Source organism: Sorangium aterium, assembly GCF_028368935.1.
In the GTDB taxonomy this organism is placed as follows: Bacteria; Myxococcota_A; Polyangia; order Polyangiales; family Polyangiaceae; genus Sorangium; species Sorangium atrum.
The window spans coordinates 2,292,861-2,311,690 of record NZ_JAQNDK010000002.1; the positions used below are offsets into that span (position 1 = coordinate 2,292,861).

Consider the following 18,830-nt stretch of genomic DNA (forward strand, 5'->3'; position numbering starts at 1 on the left):
GAAACCCGTAGATCACACTCGAATGTGCGTGCAGCTGCTCCGGGGTGCGGCATGCGTTCGCACCTTACGTACGTCGGCTTGCAGCTGAATCCCTAGGCGCAGGTAGCGGACACGTGAAGCGCGTATCTAGAGGCCCTGGTTCTTTTTCTTTGGGCGTATTTTAACAGTGTCGCGGGACAGCCAAGGAAGTCGGGGCATGAAGTACCTGGGGGTCTGTGGAGCGCTTGCAACGGTGGGATCGATGCTCGCTCTGAGCGCGTGCCTCGAGGCGGAGCCCGCGCACGTGGGGCTCGTGAGCGAGGCCGGCGGGTTCGTGGAGCCGGAGCGGCGGCTCGCCTCCGAGGGGGAGGAGAGCTACTGCGGGGCCGAGGTCCTGCGCTGGCGCTACGACCGGGCGAGCGGGGCCCTGAAGATCGCGAACAGCCGGCTCCTGCTGAACTGTTGCGGGCAGCGCGCGATGCACGTCGACAGGATCGACAGCATCTACGAGATCACCGAGAGGGACGAGCCCGACGCGACGAATCCGAGGTGTGATTCGGTCTGCGCGTTCGACTTCGCGGTGGCGATTCCCGAGGTCGCCCCGCGCAAGGTCTACGTGCGGCTGCTGCGCGACGTCGTCGACGCTCAGGGCAGCGCAGAGCTCATCTGGCAGGGGGAGATCGACGTCCGGCAGTCGACCGGCGAGGTGGTGCTCGATGGCGTCGCCGCTCCGGGTGAGGCGTGCAGCGGGCCGTCCCAGCAGCCGCTCACAGCCCGGCAGCAGCTCGCCGCTCAGTAGCCGCTCGCTGCTCCGGCCTGGGAGCGGGCTCCCGTCGTGCAAGAGCGCTCGCAGGGGCAGGCGCTGCGCGGGCTGACACCGGCGCGGTGCGCTTGATGATGGGCTCCGCGTCTTCGTGACGGAGCGCGCGCTCGAGCCACGGCCCGGTCCCGGTGCTCGAGCGACGGTCGAGCAACGACCCGGCGGACTGCCTCAGTCGATCAGCGTGCGCGCGGGGCGGCCAGGCTCGCACTTCACGAGCGTGGCGGTCAGCTCGAGCGTCTCGGGGAGCGTGCCTTGCACCTGCGCGACGACCTGCTCGACCACGTGCTGGGCCTCGTCCAGGTTGGGACCCACGATGGAGACGACGAACGTGAGCGGGCCGGTGCGCCCGGCCGCGGCCGGCGTCAGGCTGAGCAGCAGCGTCTGGGTCAGATCGACGACCTGAAGCGCGGCCTTGCGGAGCGCGAGCATCTCGAGGATCGTCGGTCGCAAGCTCACGAGGCCGTTCTGGCCGCGGAGCTCGAAGCGCGCGATCTGCATCGGCACCTCGGCCCACTCGGCGAAGAAGCCGTCCTCGTCGATCGCCTTCATCAGGTGCTCGCGCACGAGCAGCCCCGTGAGGCCGTCGCGCCGGGCGAGGTAGCGCTTCGCCTTGTCGTGGTGCGGCGAGTCGGGCCCGAACGTGACCACCATGAGGCGGCACTCGCCGAGCTGCACCTCGGCCCCGTGGAGCAGCGAGACCTGCGCTTTGCGCTCGAAGGGGAAGTCCGCGTACGTGCCGTTCGTGCTGTTCAGATCCTCGACCAGCCAGGAGCCCGTCTGCCAGCGGAGGAGCGCGTGTGAGCCGGAGACGGTCGCCTCGGCGAGGACGAGATCCTGATCGCTGCGGCGGCCGATGGAGAGCACCGGCTTCTGCAGCGGGAACAGGGTGGCGACGCTGTCGGGCGCGTTCGTGGCGTACGTGATGAGCAGCGACTGCGCGCCGGGCGTGAACTGCGTCTTGATGGCGCGCCCAGGCGCCGGGCCTGGATCGATGCGCTCGCGCGGCAGCTGGATCGGCGCGGTCGCGGTCTGCGTCGGGTTGAAGAACCGCATGTGCCGCGCCTGCGGGCGCATCTGCGGATCCGGGTTCAGCGCGCGGAAGATCTGCCTGATCTCGTCGTTCGTCAGCGCAGCGGGCACGTCGAACGTGATCTGCTGCTTCATCGTCTTGAGCCGCGGCTTGTAGCCGGGCTCGGGGACGCGGCAGGTCCACATCTCCCAGAGCGTCAGCGCCGCGGCGTAGACATCGTCCTCCGGGCTCGCGCCGCCGCTGCGCAGCCGCTCCGGCGACATGTAGTGAGGCGTGCCGCCGTCCGGAGGCGCCCCCGGCTTGCGCACGGCGGCGCGGGCGCGCTCCTTCGCGAAGCCGAAGTCGAGGATGACCGCGCGATCGTCGGCGACCATCACGTTGCCGGGCTTCAGATCGCCGTGCACGAGCCCCTGCTGGTGGATCGCGGCGAGCCCCGCGCAGACGTCGGTCGAGATCTTGCGGAACTCGTCGGCGCTGAAGCCGCCCGACGTCTTGCGCTTGCGGATGTGGTTGTGGAGCGTCTGCCCGGGGATGTACTCCATCACGAGGATGGGCCCCCACGGGCTCGGGGCGAGGTCGTGCACGCGGCAGACGTTCGGGTGGCGGGCCTTCTGCGCGAGGATCACCTCCTGTCGCAGGGCCTCGTCGTCGCCGGGCATGGCGGAGGCCTCGGGCACCACCTTGAGCGCAACCTGCTGCTGGGTGAGGCGGTCGAAGGCCAAGAACACCTCGCCCATGCCGCCTTTGCCGATGCTCTTCAGGACCTCGTAGCGGTCGTTGATGACCGTTCCGACGTCGATGGGAGGGAGGGGATCTTTGGTCACGGCCACGGGCGCACGAAGGGTGAGGAAGAGCTCCGCGACGGCGCCGAAGGAGACGCGCCGGGACGCCGATACGGACTGCGCGCAGGGTCGTCCATTCGCGCTCCGGGCGCAACGAGTCGTTGCACAAGGGCTGCAGGCGGCCCGTTCGGCGCCGCACGGGGCCGCCCCGCCGCTCCTGCGCAGGGCCGCCTGGCCACCGTGCGGGGCCCGCGGGGCGCGGCCGCCGCGGTCGTCGCAGCCGCCGCGGTCGTCGCGGTCGTCCACAGACGCGCGCGGCGCGCGGCGCTGTTCAGGGGAACGGCCGCGCCGTGTGGGCGTGGTTCAGCGGACCATGGCCCTGGCCGAGCCCCGGCGCGGAGCGCATGGCCTCGCGGAGGTAGCGCCGCGCGCGCCCGATCGACGGGACGAGGGCGAGGCCCTGGGCGAGGCCAGCGGCGATGGCCGAGGCGAGCGTGCAGCCCGTGCCGTGCGTCGCGCGCGTCTCGATGCGCGCGTCCTCGAACAGCAACTCGCCCTCCGGCAGCCCGGAGGCGCCGGGCCCCGGCGCGGCCCGGAGGACGTCGACGACCGTCGCGCCCGGGAGGTGGCCACCCTTCAGCAGCACGGCGCGCGGCCCCATGGCGAGCAGCTGCGCGGCGGCGCCGCGCATCGCGTCCACGCTGTCGATGACCACGCCGGTCAGCGCCTCGGCCTCGGGGATGTTCGGCGTGAGCAGCGCGGCGAGCGGCAGGAGCCGGGCGCGCAGGGCCCCCTCCGCTTCGGGCTTCAGCAGCCGGGCGCCGCCCTTGGCGACCATCACGGGGTCCACCACGAGCGGCGCGCCGCGGCCGAGGCGCTCGTAGACGCGCGCGACCTCGTCGATGACCTCGGCCGAGTGGAGCATCCCGGTCTTGATGGCGTCCGCGCCGATGTCGTCGAGCACCACCTCCATCTGGCGACCGATGAAGTCGGGAGGCACCGGGAACACGGCGTCGACGCCACGGGTGTTCTGGGCGGTGAGCGCGGTGATCGCTGTCGCGCCGAACGCGTCGAGCGCGGTGACTGCCTTGAGATCGGCCTGGATTCCGGCGCCGCCGCCCGAGTCGGATCCGGCGACGATGAGGACGCGTCCTTTCATGAAGCTGAAGCCTCCGGGCCGCGCGCGGCGGCCGGCCATGTGTCGCTCACGCGCGCTCGCTTCGCTGCACGTCAGTAATGCTTGTCGAGGACCGCGGGATCCTTCGTCGTCGCGAAGACCGTGTCGCAGCGCCGGCACCTGTACTTCACCTTCGTCGGCCGGGCCGAGATCCCGAACGCGAGCTGGATGTACCCGAGGACGCGGTACTCCGCCTCGGCGCTCACCATGTAATGATCGCGACCGTGGCCGCAGGGGCACTGGACCGGCTCGGGCGTCGTACGGTCGCGATAGGGCATCGAGGACGGGCTCGTTGGCATGGACGTCAGCGTAGTCTAGGGAGCCCGCGGCGGACGTCGAGAGGCGGCGCCGCCACGCGGCCTGGACGGGGGCGACCGGGCGGCGCGAGCAGGCGACGGTGCGCCGGGCCGCCCTGCGTGCGGGCCCGTACGAAGGGCGCTTTGCGCCGCGCCGCCGACCGAACTAGGAGACGCTCCCATGCGCCCCGCCCTGTGCGCCGAGCGTCTGGTGAAGCGGTACGGCGGCGTCACGGCCGTGGACGGGGTCGATCTCGCCGTGCACGCCGGGGAGGTCGTCGGGCTGCTCGGGCCGAACGGCGCGGGCAAGACGACGACCTTGCGGATGCTCGCCGGCATCCTGTCGCCGGACCAGGGGCAGATCCTTGTCGGCGGCGTCGACCTGGCCGCGAGGCCGCTCGAGGCGAAGCAGCGCCTCGGCTTCCTCTCCGGGGACACGCAGCTCTACCAGCGGCTCACCCCCCGCGAGGTGCTCCGCTACTTCGGTCGGCTGTACGGCATGGAAGAGGCGGCGCTCTCGCGCCGGATCGACGCGCTCGTGGCCGACCTGGAGATGGAGGCGTTCGCGTCGCGGCCGTGCGGCACGCTCTCCACGGGGCAGAAGCAGCGCGCCAACATCGCGCGCGCGTTCCTCCACGAGCCGCAGGTGCTCATCCTCGACGAGCCGACGACCGCGCTCGACATCCTCAGCGGCCGCTTCATCGTCGCGTCGATCCGGCGGGAGCGCGCCGCGGGCAGGGCCATCCTCTTCTCGACGCACATCATGAGCGAGGCCGAGTACCTCTGCGACCGCATCGCCCTCATGCACGAGGGCCGCGTCGTCGACGCCGGCACGCTGCCCGAGCTCCTCGGGCGGTCCGGCACGACGAACCTGACCGACGCCTTCCTCCACCACGTGGAGCGGAGCCGCCCGAGCGCTGCGCGCGATACGTCCGAGCGCCCGAGCGCGCCCGCGCAAGGAGGCTGAGGCGCCGTGAGGCTCGCCATCGTCTGGACGATCCTCCGCAAGGAGCTCGTCGAGTCGCTCCGGGATCGGCGCACGCTCGTGCGCCTCGTCGTGGTCCCGCTCCTTCTCTACCCGCTCTTCGCGCTCGCGATGAGCAAGCTCGTCGGCTTCGAGGCGGATGCGCGCGAGGCGCGCCCGTCCAGGATCGCGGTCTGGGGAGAGCTCGCCGAGGACCTGCAGACGAGGCTCTCGGCGGCGGGCAAGATCGAGCTCGCGCCGTGGGCGGGCGCGCCCCCCGACGTGCGCGAGGGGCTCCTCTCCGGGGCGCTCGCGCCGCCGGCGGGGCCGGCGCCCGCGCCGGACGAGGGCGAGGCGCCGCCCCCCGAGGCCGAGCCGCCGAGGTGGATCGAGCCGGAGAACCCCGTGCTCGCTGCGGCGCGCGCCGCGGTGAGCGAGCGCAAGGTCGACGCGGTGCTCGTCCCGTGGCCCTCGCTGGGGGCCGAGCTCGGGCGCGGCGGGAAGGGCGCCGTCGCGATCTACTTCGACTCGGTCCGCGCCGACTCGGCCACGGCGGAGGCGCGCCTCGAGGGCGCGCTGCGGCGCGCCCGCAGGGCCATCATCGCGAATCGAGAGGTGGAGCGCGGCCTGCCCGAGGGGTTCTCGCGCGCGTTCGACGTCGTGCCGCGCGACGTCGCCGCGGACAGCCGCAAGGTCGGCCAGATCCTCGGCGCGATGATGCCGATGCTGCTGATCCTGATGTCGCTCCTCGGCAGCTTCCTCCCCGCGATCGATCTGACGGCGGGCGAGAAGGAGCGCGGCACGATGCAGACGCTGCTGTGCGCGCCCGTGCGGCCCATCGAGATCATCTCGGGCAAGTTCCTGGCCGTGTGGGTCATCTCGCTGCTCACGGCGCTAGGCAACGTGGTGAGCATGTCGCTCACGGTGAGCCGGTTGCTGCCCGACGCGATGGTGGTCGGCCCCGGCACCTTCGCGCTGACGTTCGTGCTGCTCGTGCCGGTCACGCTCCTGTTCTCGGCGCTGTTCCTCGCGCTCGCCGTGTTCGCGAAGGACTTCAAGGACGGTCAGAACGCGCTCATGCCGGCGTACCTGCCGCTCTCGCTGCTCGCCGGCATCACGGCCCTGCCGGTGGTCGAGCTCAACCCGTGGACGGCCTACGCCCCGGTCCTCAACATCGCGGTGTTGATCAAGGCGCTGTTCGTCGGAGAGGCGCCGGCCGATCTCCTCTTCACGGCGCTCGTCTCCTCGGCGCTCTATGCCTGCCTCGCGCTCCTCTTCGCCGCGCGTGTCTTCGAGCGCGAGAGCGTGCTCCTCGGGGGGCACGAGTCGGCGCGCGCCGTGCTCGGCCTGGGGCGCCGGGCCGGCGGCGTGCCCTCAACGGGCTTCTCGCTGGCAGCGTTCGCGGGCGTCCAGGTGCTTTTCTTCTATGGCAGCCTGCTCATCGCCCGCGCCAGCGTGGCGGTCCAGCTCGCTGTCTCGCAGGTCGGCTTCTTCCTGGTTCCGACCCTCGCGCTGGTCGCCGGCTTCGGCTACTCGCCGCGGGCGTCGCTCGGCCTCAGGGCGCCCGCGGTCCGCGGCGTCGCCGGGGCGCTGCTCCTCGGCGTCTCGGCGTGGGCCGCGATCGGCGGCACCGTCCTCCGGTGGTTCCCCGCGCCGGAGCCCTTCGCCCGTGAGCTAGGGGAGCTCGTGCTGCTCGGCGGGCAGCCGTACCCGGTCGTCCTGCTGCTCGTCGCCGTCACGCCGGCCGTCTGCGAGGAGCTCCTGTTCCGCGGCCTCGTCTACGCGGGCCTGCGCCGCGCCGGGCCCGCGGTGGCGATCGTCGTTTCGGCGCTCCTCTTCGGGCTCGCGCACGGGTCGGTGTACCGGCTCCTGCCGACGTTCTCGCTCGGGCTGGTGCTCGGCTACGCGCGCCACCGCACCGGCTCCGTGCTGCCCGGAGCGCTGCTTCACGCCCTGAACAACGGGCTCGCGGTGTCGCTCCTCTATTTCAAGCCGTCGTGGGGGCAAGGCGTCATCGAAGGAGAGCTCCTGCCGTGGAGCATCACGGTTGCAGGGATGGTCGTCTCGCTGGCCGGGCTGCTCCTGCTCCGGTTCTCGGCGCCGGGCGCGCCGGAACCGGACGATTCACCGCGGCCCTGATCGCAGCTCGAGGATCCGCACGTCGAACGGCGAGAGCTCCACGGCGTGGACCGGGGATTTGCCGCCCAGCTCGGTCAGGTGCCCCGAGGCCGCGGCGGGCTTCACCGAGAGCGGCTGATCCGCCTGGCTGACCAGGAACACGAAGCGGCGGCCATCGCGGTGGCGCAGCGTGTCGGCCGCGACGCGCGGGTCGTCCACCGTCACCGGCCGCTTCACGCCGGCGAGCTCGGCGAGCGCGTCGTAGAGCCGGTAGGTCGGCTCCGGGTTGATCCGCGGGGTCGCCGCGGCGAAGTGCTCGATCGGATAGGTGCAGAGCACGACGCTGCCGCTCCCGATCTTGCGCCGCAGCAGCGCAGGCCGGCCGCGCTGGTCGACCGCGACGACCTCCGCGCCCCTGGCGCGCACGGGCAGGTAAGCGCGGCTGTTCTCGGTGCCGGAGACCGGGAACGTGAGCGTCGTGCCCGCCGCGATCGTGCCGAACGGGCATTCGAAGGTGAGCTTCGCGCGATCGTCCTCGATCGGATCGACCATCCCGTAGCGCAGCTGGTGCTCGACGCCGAACATCGCGTTGAGGTGCGCGTACCACGGCCCGCGCTGCGACCCGTGCGTGCCGTGGCAGTACGACGCGTAGACGACCGCTCCGGCGGACGCCAGCCGCTCCAGGAGATGCCATGTGGGCGCGGTCAGCTGCTTGGCCGACGGCAGCAGGTAAAGCCGGCAGTCCTCGGCGATCCCGTCTCGCTCCCGGGTCAGCCCGACCGGCAGGTCCGCCTCCTTCGCCGCGATGTAGGCCTGCCGCAGCATCGTGAACAGATAGCTGCGGTCCTCGGCCTCCGTGAACGGGAACGCGCCTTCCAGGTACGATGGGACGATGATCGCCGCGTCGGCCGGCTCGCGCTCACAGCCGAGGACGTCGATGTCGGAGAGCACCTTCGCGAAGCGGGCCATCTCCTCGAGCTGCGGCTTGGGGCGGCCGTCGACGGTCGTCAGCCCGAAGTGGAGCTCGAAGGGGTGGTGCCTGTAGGGATCCTGGTGGATGAGATCGAAATCGGTGTTGTTCCAGCCGATCCAGCCCGTGGCGCCGGCAAGCAGCGTGTTGTGGAGGACCTGCCGGTAGTAGTGCGCGGCGTTCTCGTCGGAAGCAAAAGCCGATGACACGCCGAACTCCTCCAGCACGACGGGCTTTCCGAGGAAGCCCGTGAGCTCGCAGACGAACGCCGCGCCGTAGTGCTGGCGCACCAGGTCGTTCTCCATCCGGTACACGTGCGGGCCGAGGAAATCGACGAGCGCGCCGAGATCGCGGACGGAGAACCCATTGTCGTTTCCCGTGACCTCGATGCCCCACGCGCCATCGCCGATCGAGATTGGCTGGCTCGCCCCGCCGGCCCGCAGCGCCTGCACGACCAGGCTCGCCCAGCTCGTGACGTTCTCGCGGATCGAGCGCTCGCGCTCGCCGTAGATCGGCATTTCGTTGGAGACGAGCCAGCCCGTCACCGCCGGGTGCCCCGCGAAGCGCCGCGCCATCTGCTCGGCGAACCAGGCCTGCCGGGCCACCATCCACACGTCGCCATAGAGGTCCCGCCCGCGCCGCCAGGCCGGGTCCCAGTTCTCCCCGGACATGTGGCCGACGAGGAGGGTCGGGATCGTCGTGAGGCCCGCCTCGACGTGCGCCTCGAGGAAATCGGCATAACGCGCGACGCAGTCCTCGTCGATCCGGTCCGGCTCCGGCATGAAGTGAGGCCAGTAGAAGAACGACCGGGTCATGGTCAGGCCGTGATCGGCGAGCACCCGGAGCTCCTCGCGGACCACGAACGGATCATAGCTCTGCCACATGAGCGGGCCGCCGCGCCTCGACCAGAAATTGGCCCCCAGCCAGGCGATCGCCTGTTGACGAACTGCGACTTTGGCGAAATTGCGGTGCATAGTCCTCACGTCCTGGTCATGCAGGGCGGCGCTCTCGAACACCGTCCGTCACCCTGCTCGCGGCGCGGCCGGCGGGATGCATAATCGGTTCAGGTTACGTTACTTAATCGGTTCAGTCTACACGCCCGTGCGGGAGGGCCGCGCCCTCGCTCGGGCGAGGCCGTCTCATGCGCGGGGGGGCGGGGCGGTGCTGCCCCGCGTCGCGAGCGTCGGCGCGCTGCACTCGTCGTCGGTGACCGGCTCTCCGGCGACGAGGCGGAGGAGCAGCGCGGCGGCGCGGGAGCCGTGCTCGGCGATGTTGCGGCGCACCGCGGTCAGGGCGGGGTGCACGAGCTGGCACAGCGCCGAGTCGTCCCAGGCCACGATCGAGAGGCGCTCCGGCACGTGGACGCGCATCTCGTGGGCGACCGCGAGCGCGGCCACGGCCATCACGTCGTTGTCGAAGACGATGGCCGTCGGCGGCGAGGCCTCGGCCAGCAGCCGCCTTGTGGCCTGGCCGCCCGCCTCGCCCGTGTAGTCGGCGTGGACCGTCTGCACCCGATCCAGGCGCCGCTGGCGTGCGGCCGCGGTGAACGCCTTGGTCCGGACCGCTGTGTGCACGAACTCCGCGGGGCCGGCGACCCGCGCGATCGACCGGTGACCCAGCGCGGCCAGGTAGTCGACGACGGCCCGCATCGCGCTCGCGTCGTCGCTCCACACCGCGGGCAGCTGCCCCTTGCCCGCCGGCCCGCCGATCACCACCGCCGGGAGCTTCAGCTCCTCGATCAGCTTCACGCGCGGATCGTCGTCGCAGAGGTCGACGAGGATCACCCCGTCGACCCGCCGCTCGGCCCACCAGCGGCGGTAGGTCTCCACCTCGGCCACGCGATCTTCCGTGACCTTGAGCAGCAGCGCCTCGGCCTTCTCGGACAGCTCCGCCTCGATGCCGGAGATGAGCTGCATGAAGAACGGCTCGATGCCGAGCATGTGCGCGGGCCGATCGATGACCAGGCCGACGGCGCCTGCGCGGCCGTCGGAGAGCGCCCGCGCCGCGTTGCTCGGCTGCCAGCCGAGCTCCGCCGCGATGGCCAGGATCCGCTCGCGCGTCGGCTCCGACACGCCGGGCCTGCCGTTCAGCGCATACGACACCGCTCCTTTGGACACCCCCGCACGCCACGCGATGTCCGTGATCGTCGGACGCTTCACGCATCACCTCCGCTCCAGGCGACGGATCGCGCCTGTTGTGTGAACCGGCTTCTCCGCATGGCCCCGGTTGGATAGCACGACGGCCCGCGGGCGAGCCGAACGCCGCGCAGGGTCGAACGCCGCGAGCGAGCGAAGAGCCTGGCGCAGCCTCTCCCACACCGTCGCCTGGCCAGGGACGGGGGGGCGGGGCGCCGCGCCGGACGGCCGCGAGGGGCCGGCCAGCGCGCCGGGATCACCAGCCCGGGGCCGACTCGATCGCCGGCGCGAGCTCCGCGGCCATCGCCTCGTGCTCCGCGGCGTCCGGTGATCGCCGGCGCGAGCTCCGCGGCCATCGCCTCGTGCTCCGCGGCGTCCGGGGGGGTCCCGCAGCCCTCGCCCGGTGTCGACGGGCCAGCCGTGAACTGAATCGGTTCAGGCCTGTGGGCGCGTGCGCCTGTCAAGCGTGGCGTCGCGCCGTCGCGCGGGCGTGCGGCATGCCCGCGCGACGGCGCAGCGTCCCGCGGGACTCCGCTGCTGGCCGGACGGGTCGTGTCGTGTCGCTCACGCCACCTCGAGGAGCTCGCGTTCGGTGATGCCGAGCAGGAAGAGGATGGCGTCGAGGCCGCTCGCGGAGAGGGACGTGTCGGCGACCTCTCGCAGCTTGGGCTTTGCGCGGAACGCGACGCCGAGGCCGGCCCTCTGCAGCATCAAAAGGTCGTTGGCGCCGTCGCCCACGGCGATGGTTTGATCGAGCAACACGCCTTCTGCCTGGGCGATGGTCTCGAGCAGCTCGGCCTTGCGTTGCGCGTTGACGATCGGCCCTGTGACCCGGCCGGTCAGCTGTCCGTTCACGACCTCCAGCGCGTTCGAGTAGGCGTAATCGATCCCGAGCCGTGCCTTCAGCGCCTCCGCTGCGATCGAGAAGCCGCCGGAGATCACCGCGGTCCGGTAGCCGAGCCGCTTCAGCACCCGGATGAGCGTCTCCGCGCCCTCGGTGATGGGGAGCTCTGCGGCGAGCTTCCGCAGCACGCCGACGTCGAGGCCGCGGAGCAGCGAGAGCCGCTGGCGGAGCGACTCGTCATAATCCATCTCCCCCTGCATCGCGCGCTCGGTGATCTTCGCCACCTGCTCCGCGACGCCCTTCGCGCGCGCCAGCTCGTCGATCACCTCGATCCGGATGAGCGTCGAGTCCATGTCCATCACGACGAGCCGCTTGCTCCGGCGGAAGAGGCCTTCGCGTTGCAGCGCGAGATCGAAGCTGTTCTGCGTCGCGAGCGCGAGGAGGGCCTGCTTGAGGGCGTCGGCTTCCTCCTCGCGCTGGAGCAGCACCTGGATCTCCACGGAGGAGAGGCGTTCGACCGACAGCCGCGCGATCTTCTCGATGTTCGCGCCGTGGGCTGCGAGTGTGGCCGCCACGTCGTGCAGCGGCTTCGCGCCGAGCTCGCGGCCGATGGCTGTCACCACGTACCGGCTCCCGGGCGCGCGCCGCGGCGCGCCGCCGTCGAGCGGCTTGAAGTCCAGCGTCACGCCGAGCTCCTTCGCGGCGAACAGCAGCTCCTTGAGTCCGCTGCGTGTCTCGGGGAAGAGCGCGAGGAGCGCGAGGTTCAGGTTTCCGTGCACCACCACCTGCTCGATGTCGAGCAGCGTGGCGCCGATGTCGCTGAGGATGCCGGTGAGTCGAGCGGTGATGCCCGGGTGGTCCCTACCGGTGACGGTGACGAGTATCGGATCGGGCGAGACTGCCATGCCGGCGCCCCCTTAACAGCGCCGCGCCCCAGGGTCGACGCCGATACAGCGCCGCCCGAAGCAAAACGATGCTTTCCCGAAAAGAAGCTCCTTTACCGAACCACCGCTTCCCCCTTCGCGTTCCGCCCCCGTCCGCTCCCCCGCTTCGTAGCGCCTGCAGCCACCCCCCCCATCCCCCCATCCCCCCACAAAGAGCCCGCGGGGGAGGAGGCTGCGCGCGCGGGGGGCGGTGGGCGGGCCCCACGAACCCGAGGGCCGGCCCGCAGCGCAGCCATTGCCGTGCGGACTCACCCACCCCGTCCAGCAGGCAACAGCCCCCCAAAAGGCCCGAGTTCGTGGGAGGGCCCACCGCCCCCCGCGCGCGCAGCCTCCTCCCCCGCGGGCTCCGTCGCTATCGGTAGCGCCCGCCCCCTCGCCCCGCCGCCGCCCGTCCACCCCCCTTGCCGCCCGTCGCCGCCCGTCCGCCCCCCTTGCCGCCCGGACCGCGCCGGCTCGCCGGCCGCCCGGACCGCGCCGGCTTCTCCTCGGCCGCCTCGCGCGCCGCGCCAGCGTCCCCGTCCCCCTGCTGTGCCTTGAGCTGCCGGAGCTGATCGCGCAGCCGCGCCGCCTTCTCGAACTCGAGGTTCTCCGCCGCCGCGAACATCTCCTGCCGGAGCGCGTCGATCTGGTCGACGAGGTCCACCGCGGCGCGCCCCGCCTCGGCCGCCGGCTTCGCGGTCCCCTTCGGCACGGCGTAGTAGTCGCGCGTGCCCGAGGTGGGCGACAGGTCGAGGATCGCCTTCTTCACCGTGGCCGGCGTGATGCCGTGCTCCTTGTTGTACGCCTCCTGGATCGCGCGCCGCCGGTTCGTCTCGTCCATCGCGCGCTTCATCGCCTCGGTGATGCGATCGGCGTACATCACGACCTCGCCGTTCACGTTGCGGGCGGCGCGGCCGATCGTCTGGATGAGCGAGCGCGGGCTCCGGAGGAAGCCCTCCTTGTCGGCGTCGAGGATGGCGACCAGCGACACCTCGGGGAGGTCGAGCCCCTCGCGCAGCAGGTTGATGCCGACCAGCACGTCGAACTCGCCGCGCCGGAGATCGCGCAGGATCTCCACGCGCTGGAGCGTGTCGACGTCCGAGTGGAGGTAGCGGACCCGGATGCCGAGCTCCGTGTAGTACTCGGTCAGATCCTCGGCCATCCGCTTGGTCAGCGTCGTCACGAGCACGCGATCGCCGCGGCCGACCCGCTCCCGGATGCGCGCGAGCAGGTCGTCGACCTGCCCGGACACCGGGCGGATGTGGATCTGCGGATCGATGAGCCCGGTCGGCCGGATGATCTGCTCCACGACCGAGCCGGCCGACTTCTGCAGCTCGTAGTCGCCGGGCGTCGCGCTCACGAAGAGGACCTGCGCGTAGTGCTGCTCGAACTCCTCGAACTTGAGCGGCCGGTTGTCGAGCGCGCTGGGGAGCCGGAACCCGTACTCGACGAGCGTCTCCTTCCGCGCCCGGTCGCCCCGGTACATCGCCCCGACCTGCGGGACGGTCTGGTGCGACTCGTCGATGATGAGGAGAAAGTCCTTCGGGAAATAGTCGATCAGCGTCGGCGGGGGCTCGCCGGACTTCCGGCCCGAGAGGTGGCGCGAGTAGTTCTCGATGCCGTTGCAGAACCCCATCTGCTCCAGCATCTCGAGATCGTACATCGTGCGCTGCTCGATACGCTGCTTCTCCAGGAAGCGCACGGCCCTGTCGTAGAAGTCGATGCGCTCGCGCAGCTCCTCGCGGATCGCCTGGATCGCGAGCCTGAGCTGCTGCTGCTCGGTGACGTAGTGGGAGCCGGGGAAGACCGCGTAGCGATCGAGCTGGCCCACCACCTTGCCGCGGACCGGGTCGACCTCCTTGATGGCCTCGATCTCGTCGCCGAAGAACTCGACGCGGATCGCGAGCGCCTCCTCGTAGGCCGGGAAGATCTCGACGACGTCGCCGCGGACGCGGAACGTCCCGCGGTGGAAATCGACGTCGTTCCGCGTGTACTGGATGTCGACGAGCCGCCGCAGGAGCTCGTCGCGGCGGATCTCGGTGCCGCGCTCGAGCTTGATGAGGAGCCCGTGGTAGCTCTCGGCCGAGCCGATGCCGTAGATGCAGCTCACCGAGGCGACGATGATCACGTCCGGCCGCGAGAGCAGCGCGTGCGTCGCCGCGTGGCGCATGCGGTCGATCGCGTCGTTGATGATCGCGTCCTTCTCGATGTACGTGTCGCTCGTCGGGACGTAGGCTTCGGGCTGGTAGTAGTCGTAGTAGCTGACGAAGTAGTGGACCGCGTTGTTGGGGAAGAGCTCCCGCATCTCGCCGTAGAGCTGGGCCGCCAGCGTCTTGTTCGGCGCCATGATGAGGGTCGGCTTTTGCAGCTTCTCGATCACCTTGGCGGCGGTGAACGTCTTGCCGCTGCCCGTGACGCCGAGGAGGACCTGGAAGGCCTCGCCCTGCTCGAAAGCGGAGCAGATCTCCTGGAGCGCGCGAGGCTGGTCACCGCACGGCTTGAATTCGGAGACGAGCTCGAAGTGTGTGGGCATGGAGCGGAGGACCCTAGTGCGGCGAGGCGCTCCTCGCAACCTCCGCGGCCGTCAGGGCCGGAGGGCGGGGTGGCCTCGCCGGGAAGGCGCGGTCTCGTCCGGCTTCGTCGGTCTTCCAACTATCGGCAACCATTGGCAACCATCGCCCGAGCGGAAATTGTCGACCCGCTGTTACCTGGAACGAGCGCACCTGGAACGAGCGCGTCCCATGTCCCGCGCGCCTCCGTCCGGCCCACGCACGTCCCCGCTTCGCCGCATGCCTCGCACCTCGCCGCGCGCTCGTCGCTTCTCCAACGCGGGCTCCGTGCGCTCGTCGCCTGCGCTCCGTGCGCTGTGCTCGCTGTCGTTGCAGACGGGCCGACCCGAGAGCGCTTGACGTGGGCGCGGGACCATAGGATTCTGGCTGCTGTCGCGTCGTGGTGACGTGAGCCGACACGGAGGTTAGGTCATGAGTGCCAACACATCGCACACCCATTGCGCCGCCGCCGTCGTTTCCGCCGCGGTCGGCTGAGCTCGTCTCCACGTCTCCGCGACGTCGCCCGCGTGCCCTGAGGGGCGCGTGTGTGCCCTGAGCGCGTGCCCCTCGCAGGGATCTGCCCTGGCCGGGCGTGTCTTCTGGCGTGACGTCCTGATCGATCGACGAGCTCCGCTCCGCGGCGGCCCCGCGCGTGGAATGGCCGGCGCGTGCGCGCTTGTGCGCCGCCGCGCCCTGTCCGTCGATCGCCGCGCACCGAGCTCGGGCGCGGCCGAACGCCATGGAGCGCTCGTCCGTCATGCAAACTCACCTCGATTGTCTCGTTGATCCGTCTTCGCAGCACGAAATGCAGCCCGATCTGATCGGGCTCGGATGGACTCCCTTCTTCGCGAGCCAGCTCGCTTGTCTGGAGGATGCCGTGCAGCCTGCGCGCGTCGTCCTCGCCTCCGCGTCCAGGCACCACGTTCAGACCGCGGAGGGCCCGCGCCTCGCGGTGGTCAGCGGGCGCCTCGCGCACGAGGCCGCGGATCGCGCGGCGCTCCCCACCGTCGGTGACTGGGTGGGGCTCAGGCCTGGCGACGGCGCCGGGCCCGCGTACATCGTGCACACGTTCGCGCGGAGCACGTGCCTGCGCCGCAAGGCCGCGGGGCCCACGGTGGAGGCTCAGGTGCTCGCGGCCAACATCGACAAGGTGTTCATCGTCACGTCGCTGAACGCCGACTTCAACCTGCGCCGCCTGGAGCGGTACATCGACGCCGTCCTCGACAGCGGCGCTCGCCCGGTCCTCGTGCTCAACAAGGCCGATGTCTGCCCGGATCCGGAGCGGTACATCGACGCGGCGCGGGACGTCGCCCCCACCGCGCGGGTCGCGCTCGTCAGCGCGCTCTCAGGCGCCGGCCTCGACGCGCTCCGCGCCGAGATCGGGGCAGGGGAGACCATCGCCCTCGTTGGCTCGTCCGGCGTGGGGAAGTCCGCGCTCAGCAATCGCCTGCTCGGCATGGAGGTCCAGCGCGAGGGCGCGATCCGGGCGTCGGACGAGCGCGGCCGCCACACGACGGCTCACCGCGAGCTGTTCCTGATCCCTGGCGGTGGCCTCCTCATCGACACGCCGGGCATACGGGAGCTCGGCCTCTGGTCCGCGGGCGGCAGCGCCCCGGCCGGCTTCGACGATGTCGAGGCCCACGCCGCGGCCTGCCGCTTCCGGGACTGCGCGCACGACGGCGAGCCCGGCTGCGCCGTGCTCCGTGCCATCAAGGACGGCGATCTCGATCCCGAGCGCCTCGGCGGCTACCTCAAGCTGGCTGCCGAGCGACGCCACCTCGCCGGGCAGCAGGACGTGCGCGCGAGGATCGAGGAAAAGCGGCGCTGGAAGCAGATCTCGAAGCAGATGCGCGCCAATCCGAAGCGATAAGAGCCTCCCCCCCGCCCCCGCGTCCAGACCCCAGCGTCCCCGCCACGCCGCGTAGAGATCGCCCGCAAATCCCCGACTCCATCCCGCCCGATCTCCGCCCCCGTCCGCCCGCGCGCACCTTCGAAAACGCTCTTTCCCATCCCCTGGAGAGAGCCCTCGGGAGGGGGTGTCGCGCGCGGGGCCGGCGGGGGAAGGGCCCCACGAACCCGAGCGCCGGCCCGCATCGAAGCGAGTCGCCCCCGGTTCTCCCCCACCCGTTCAGCCGGCCATAGCCACCACAAGGCGCGAGTTCGTGGGAAGGGCCCCCCGCCGGCCCCGCGCGCGACACCCCCTCCCGAGGGCTCCCCCCGCGTCCAGGGCTCCCTCTCCCTCCGTCCCGTCAGATCCCGTATTGCCGGAGCTTCTTGTGGAGCCCCTCGCGCGTGATCCCGAGCGACTTCGCCGCGTTGGTCTTGTTGTTGTTGTGCCCGCGCAGCGCTTCCAGGAGGAAGAACTTCTCGACCGCGTCCATCATCTCCTTGAGCGACCCCTTCGGCGTCCCCGCCCGCGCCACGAGCCCCTCGACCTGCCGGATCCTCGCCGAGAGCAGCTCCGGCGTCCCGAACGCCCCCGGCTCCAGCTGGATGACGATCCGCTGCACCTCGTTCTGGAGCTCCCGCACGTTGCCCGGCCAGTCGTACGCGACCATCAGCTCCATCGCCTGCTGGCTGAACCCGCCGCACGGCTTGCCGATCTCGTCCGCGTAGCGCTCCAGGAAGTGCGTCGCGAGCAGCGGGATGTCGTCGCGCCGCTCTCGCAGCGGCGGCAGGCGGATCGGGAAGACCTTGAGGCGGTAGTAGAGATCCTCGCGGAACCGCCCCTTGGCCACCTCGTCCTCGAGGTTCCGGTTCGTCGCGGCGACGATGCGCACGTTGACGTGCTTCGGGCTCGTCGCGCCCACGGGGCGGATCTCGCCCTCCTGGAGCGCCCGGAGGAGCTTCGATTGCAGCGACAGCGGGGTCTCGGTGATCTCGTCGAGGAAGAGCGTGCCCCCGTCGGCGATCTCGAACAGGCCCTTCTTCTCCTCGGTGGCGCCCGTGAAGGACCCCTTCTTGTGGCCGAAGAGCTCGCTCTCCAGGAGGCTCTCGGCCAGCGCCGCGCAGTTCTGCGCGACGAACAGCTTGTCGCGGCGGCGGGAGCGGTAGTGGACGGCGGCGGCGATGAGCTCCTTGCCCGTGCCCGTCTCGCCCTCGATCAGCACCGTGACGCGCGTGTCGACCACCTTGTCGAGCTGCCCGATGACCTTCCGCATCGCGTCGCTGTTGCCGATGATGTCGACCGCGCCCCCGCTGCCGCCCCGGCGACGCTCCTCGCGCCCCTTGAGGAAGCTGTTCTCCTTCTGGAGCCGCTCCTCCGCGAGCACGAGCCGCTTGATGAGCCGGGCGTTCGCCACCGCGAGCGACGCGTTGGCCGCCAGCACGAGGAGCGTCTCCAGGTCGCCGGCGTTCAGCATCCCCGGCACGCTCCGGTTGTCGGCCTGGAGCACGCCGATGATCTCCTCGCCCTTCCAGAGCGGCACGGCGAGGGTGCTGCGGATCGAGGCGCCCATCAGCGACTCGGACTGCCCGACCTCGATCGGCGCGTCCGCGGCGAGCACGGCCGCCCGCTCCTTGATCACCTTCCGGTACACGCTGCGCGTGATCGGGACCGGCCCTGCAGGCGGCCCCCCTTTGCCCGACGCGGACCGGACCCGCGTCAGCACCGGCACGAACGCCGCCGGCGCCGCGCCCGGCTCCTGGTCGTCGTCGCGCAGCACCACCGTGACGTGGGTCGAGCTCGGCACCAGCGCGAGCACCGCGTCGGCGATCTCGGCGAGCACCTCGTCGAGATCGTTCGCCGCGCCGATGCGCTTCTGCGCCGCGTACATCGCCGACAGCGCGCTCGGATCGCGCTCGATCTTCGCCTCGGCAGGCTCGATCTCGTCGAGGCGCCGGATCGAGACGACCCGCGCGTCGTCGGCCTCCTCCGGGATCTTCACCACCATCCGGGTGACCGCGTCCCCGGAGCCGAGCTCGATGACGTCCCCCGTCTGGAGGGCGATCGCGCTGCGCCCGGCGCCGAGCTCCAGCCGCTCGCCCCGCCGCGTCACGCTCGTTCCGTTCGTCGAGCGCAGATCCTCGAGGATCACCCCGTCCGCGCCGCTCACGATGCGCGCGTGCGCCCCGGAGACGTGGCGATCGTCGAGGACGACGCGGTTGTCCGACGAGCGCCCGAGCGTGATCAGCTCGCCCTGGAGCTCGAAGGTGCGCCCGGCAGCGAGACCCTGGGTTACCTCGAGCACGATCATGGTTCGTTCTTCAGCCGGGAAGACCCCGTGACAAGGGCCGGAGT

Annotated in this window: 12 protein-coding genes; 4 read left to right on the forward strand and 8 right to left on the reverse strand. The window is 71.3% G+C overall.

Going from position 1 to position 18,830, the window contains the following annotated elements; translation table 11 throughout:
* Positions 1 to 241: 241 nt before the first annotated feature.
* The gene (locus POL72_RS23590; protein ID WP_272097770.1) at positions 242 to 778 is read left to right on the forward strand and encodes a hypothetical protein; all 537 of its coding nucleotides are present in this window, start codon (positions 242 to 244) and stop codon (positions 776 to 778) included.
* A gap of 192 nt (positions 779 to 970) precedes the next feature.
* Here POL72_RS23590 and POL72_RS23595 read toward each other — a convergent pair whose 3' ends face one another.
* From POL72_RS23595 to POL72_RS23605, 3 genes are all read right to left on the reverse strand, one after another.
* Positions 971 to 2,656, reverse strand: a complete 1,686-nt coding sequence (locus tag POL72_RS23595) for an FHA domain-containing serine/threonine-protein kinase (RefSeq protein WP_272097771.1) — start codon at positions 2,654 to 2,656, stop codon at positions 971 to 973.
* 289 nt (positions 2,657 to 2,945) lie between these two features.
* Entirely contained in the window at positions 2,946 to 3,773 is an 828-nt protein-coding gene (thiD, locus tag POL72_RS23600) for a bifunctional hydroxymethylpyrimidine kinase/phosphomethylpyrimidine kinase (protein ID WP_272097772.1), read from the reverse strand.
* Positions 3,774 to 3,844: 71 nt separating this feature from the next.
* A complete protein-coding gene (locus POL72_RS23605) occupies positions 3,845 to 4,069 on the reverse strand; it encodes a hypothetical protein (protein ID WP_157907469.1) in 225 nt (74 codons plus the stop codon).
* A gap of 199 nt (positions 4,070 to 4,268) precedes the next feature.
* Here POL72_RS23605 and POL72_RS23610 point away from each other — a divergent pair, with 199 nt between their 5' ends.
* Positions 4,269 to 5,054: an ABC transporter ATP-binding protein gene (locus tag POL72_RS23610; protein ID WP_272097773.1), complete on the forward strand. Its 786-nt coding sequence runs from the start codon at positions 4,269 to 4,271 to the stop codon at positions 5,052 to 5,054.
* A 6-nt stretch (positions 5,055 to 5,060) separates the two neighbouring features.
* Entirely contained in the window at positions 5,061 to 7,190 is a 2,130-nt protein-coding gene (locus POL72_RS50985; RefSeq protein ID WP_272097774.1) for an ABC transporter permease subunit/CPBP intramembrane protease, read from the forward strand.
* Here POL72_RS50985 and POL72_RS23620 read toward each other — a convergent pair.
* From POL72_RS23620 to uvrB, 4 genes are all read right to left on the reverse strand, one after another.
* Positions 7,176 to 9,023 carry a cellulase family glycosylhydrolase gene (locus POL72_RS23620; RefSeq protein ID WP_272097775.1) on the reverse strand — a complete coding sequence of 616 codons (1,848 nt, stop codon included), beginning with the start codon at positions 9,021 to 9,023 and terminating at the stop codon, positions 7,176 to 7,178. The genes POL72_RS50985 and POL72_RS23620 overlap by 15 nt on opposite strands.
* A gap of 255 nt (positions 9,024 to 9,278) precedes the next feature.
* The gene (locus POL72_RS23625; protein WP_272097776.1) at positions 9,279 to 10,298 is read right to left on the reverse strand and encodes a LacI family DNA-binding transcriptional regulator; all 1,020 of its coding nucleotides are present in this window, start codon (positions 10,296 to 10,298) and stop codon (positions 9,279 to 9,281) included.
* Between the two features lie 540 nt (positions 10,299 to 10,838).
* Complete coding sequence (gene serB / locus POL72_RS23630; protein ID WP_272097777.1) at positions 10,839 to 12,023, reverse strand: phosphoserine phosphatase SerB; 1,185 nt, start codon at positions 12,021 to 12,023, stop codon at positions 10,839 to 10,841.
* A 391-nt stretch (positions 12,024 to 12,414) separates the two neighbouring features.
* Positions 12,415 to 14,574: an excinuclease ABC subunit UvrB gene (gene uvrB, locus POL72_RS23635; protein ID WP_272097778.1), complete on the reverse strand. Its 2,160-nt coding sequence runs from the start codon at positions 14,572 to 14,574 to the stop codon at positions 12,415 to 12,417.
* Between the two features lie 821 nt (positions 14,575 to 15,395).
* On the opposite strand from uvrB, the gene rsgA reads away from it, so the two are divergent.
* The gene (rsgA, locus tag POL72_RS23640; RefSeq protein ID WP_272097779.1) at positions 15,396 to 16,460 is read left to right on the forward strand and encodes a ribosome small subunit-dependent GTPase A; all 1,065 of its coding nucleotides are present in this window, start codon (positions 15,396 to 15,398) and stop codon (positions 16,458 to 16,460) included.
* Between the two features lie 379 nt (positions 16,461 to 16,839).
* Here rsgA and POL72_RS23645 read toward each other — a convergent pair whose 3' ends face one another.
* Positions 16,840 to 18,786 carry a sigma 54-interacting transcriptional regulator gene (locus tag POL72_RS23645; RefSeq protein WP_272097780.1) on the reverse strand — a complete coding sequence of 649 codons (1,947 nt, stop codon included), beginning with the start codon at positions 18,784 to 18,786 and terminating at the stop codon, positions 16,840 to 16,842.
* Between the last annotated feature and the right edge of the window lie 44 nt (positions 18,787 to 18,830).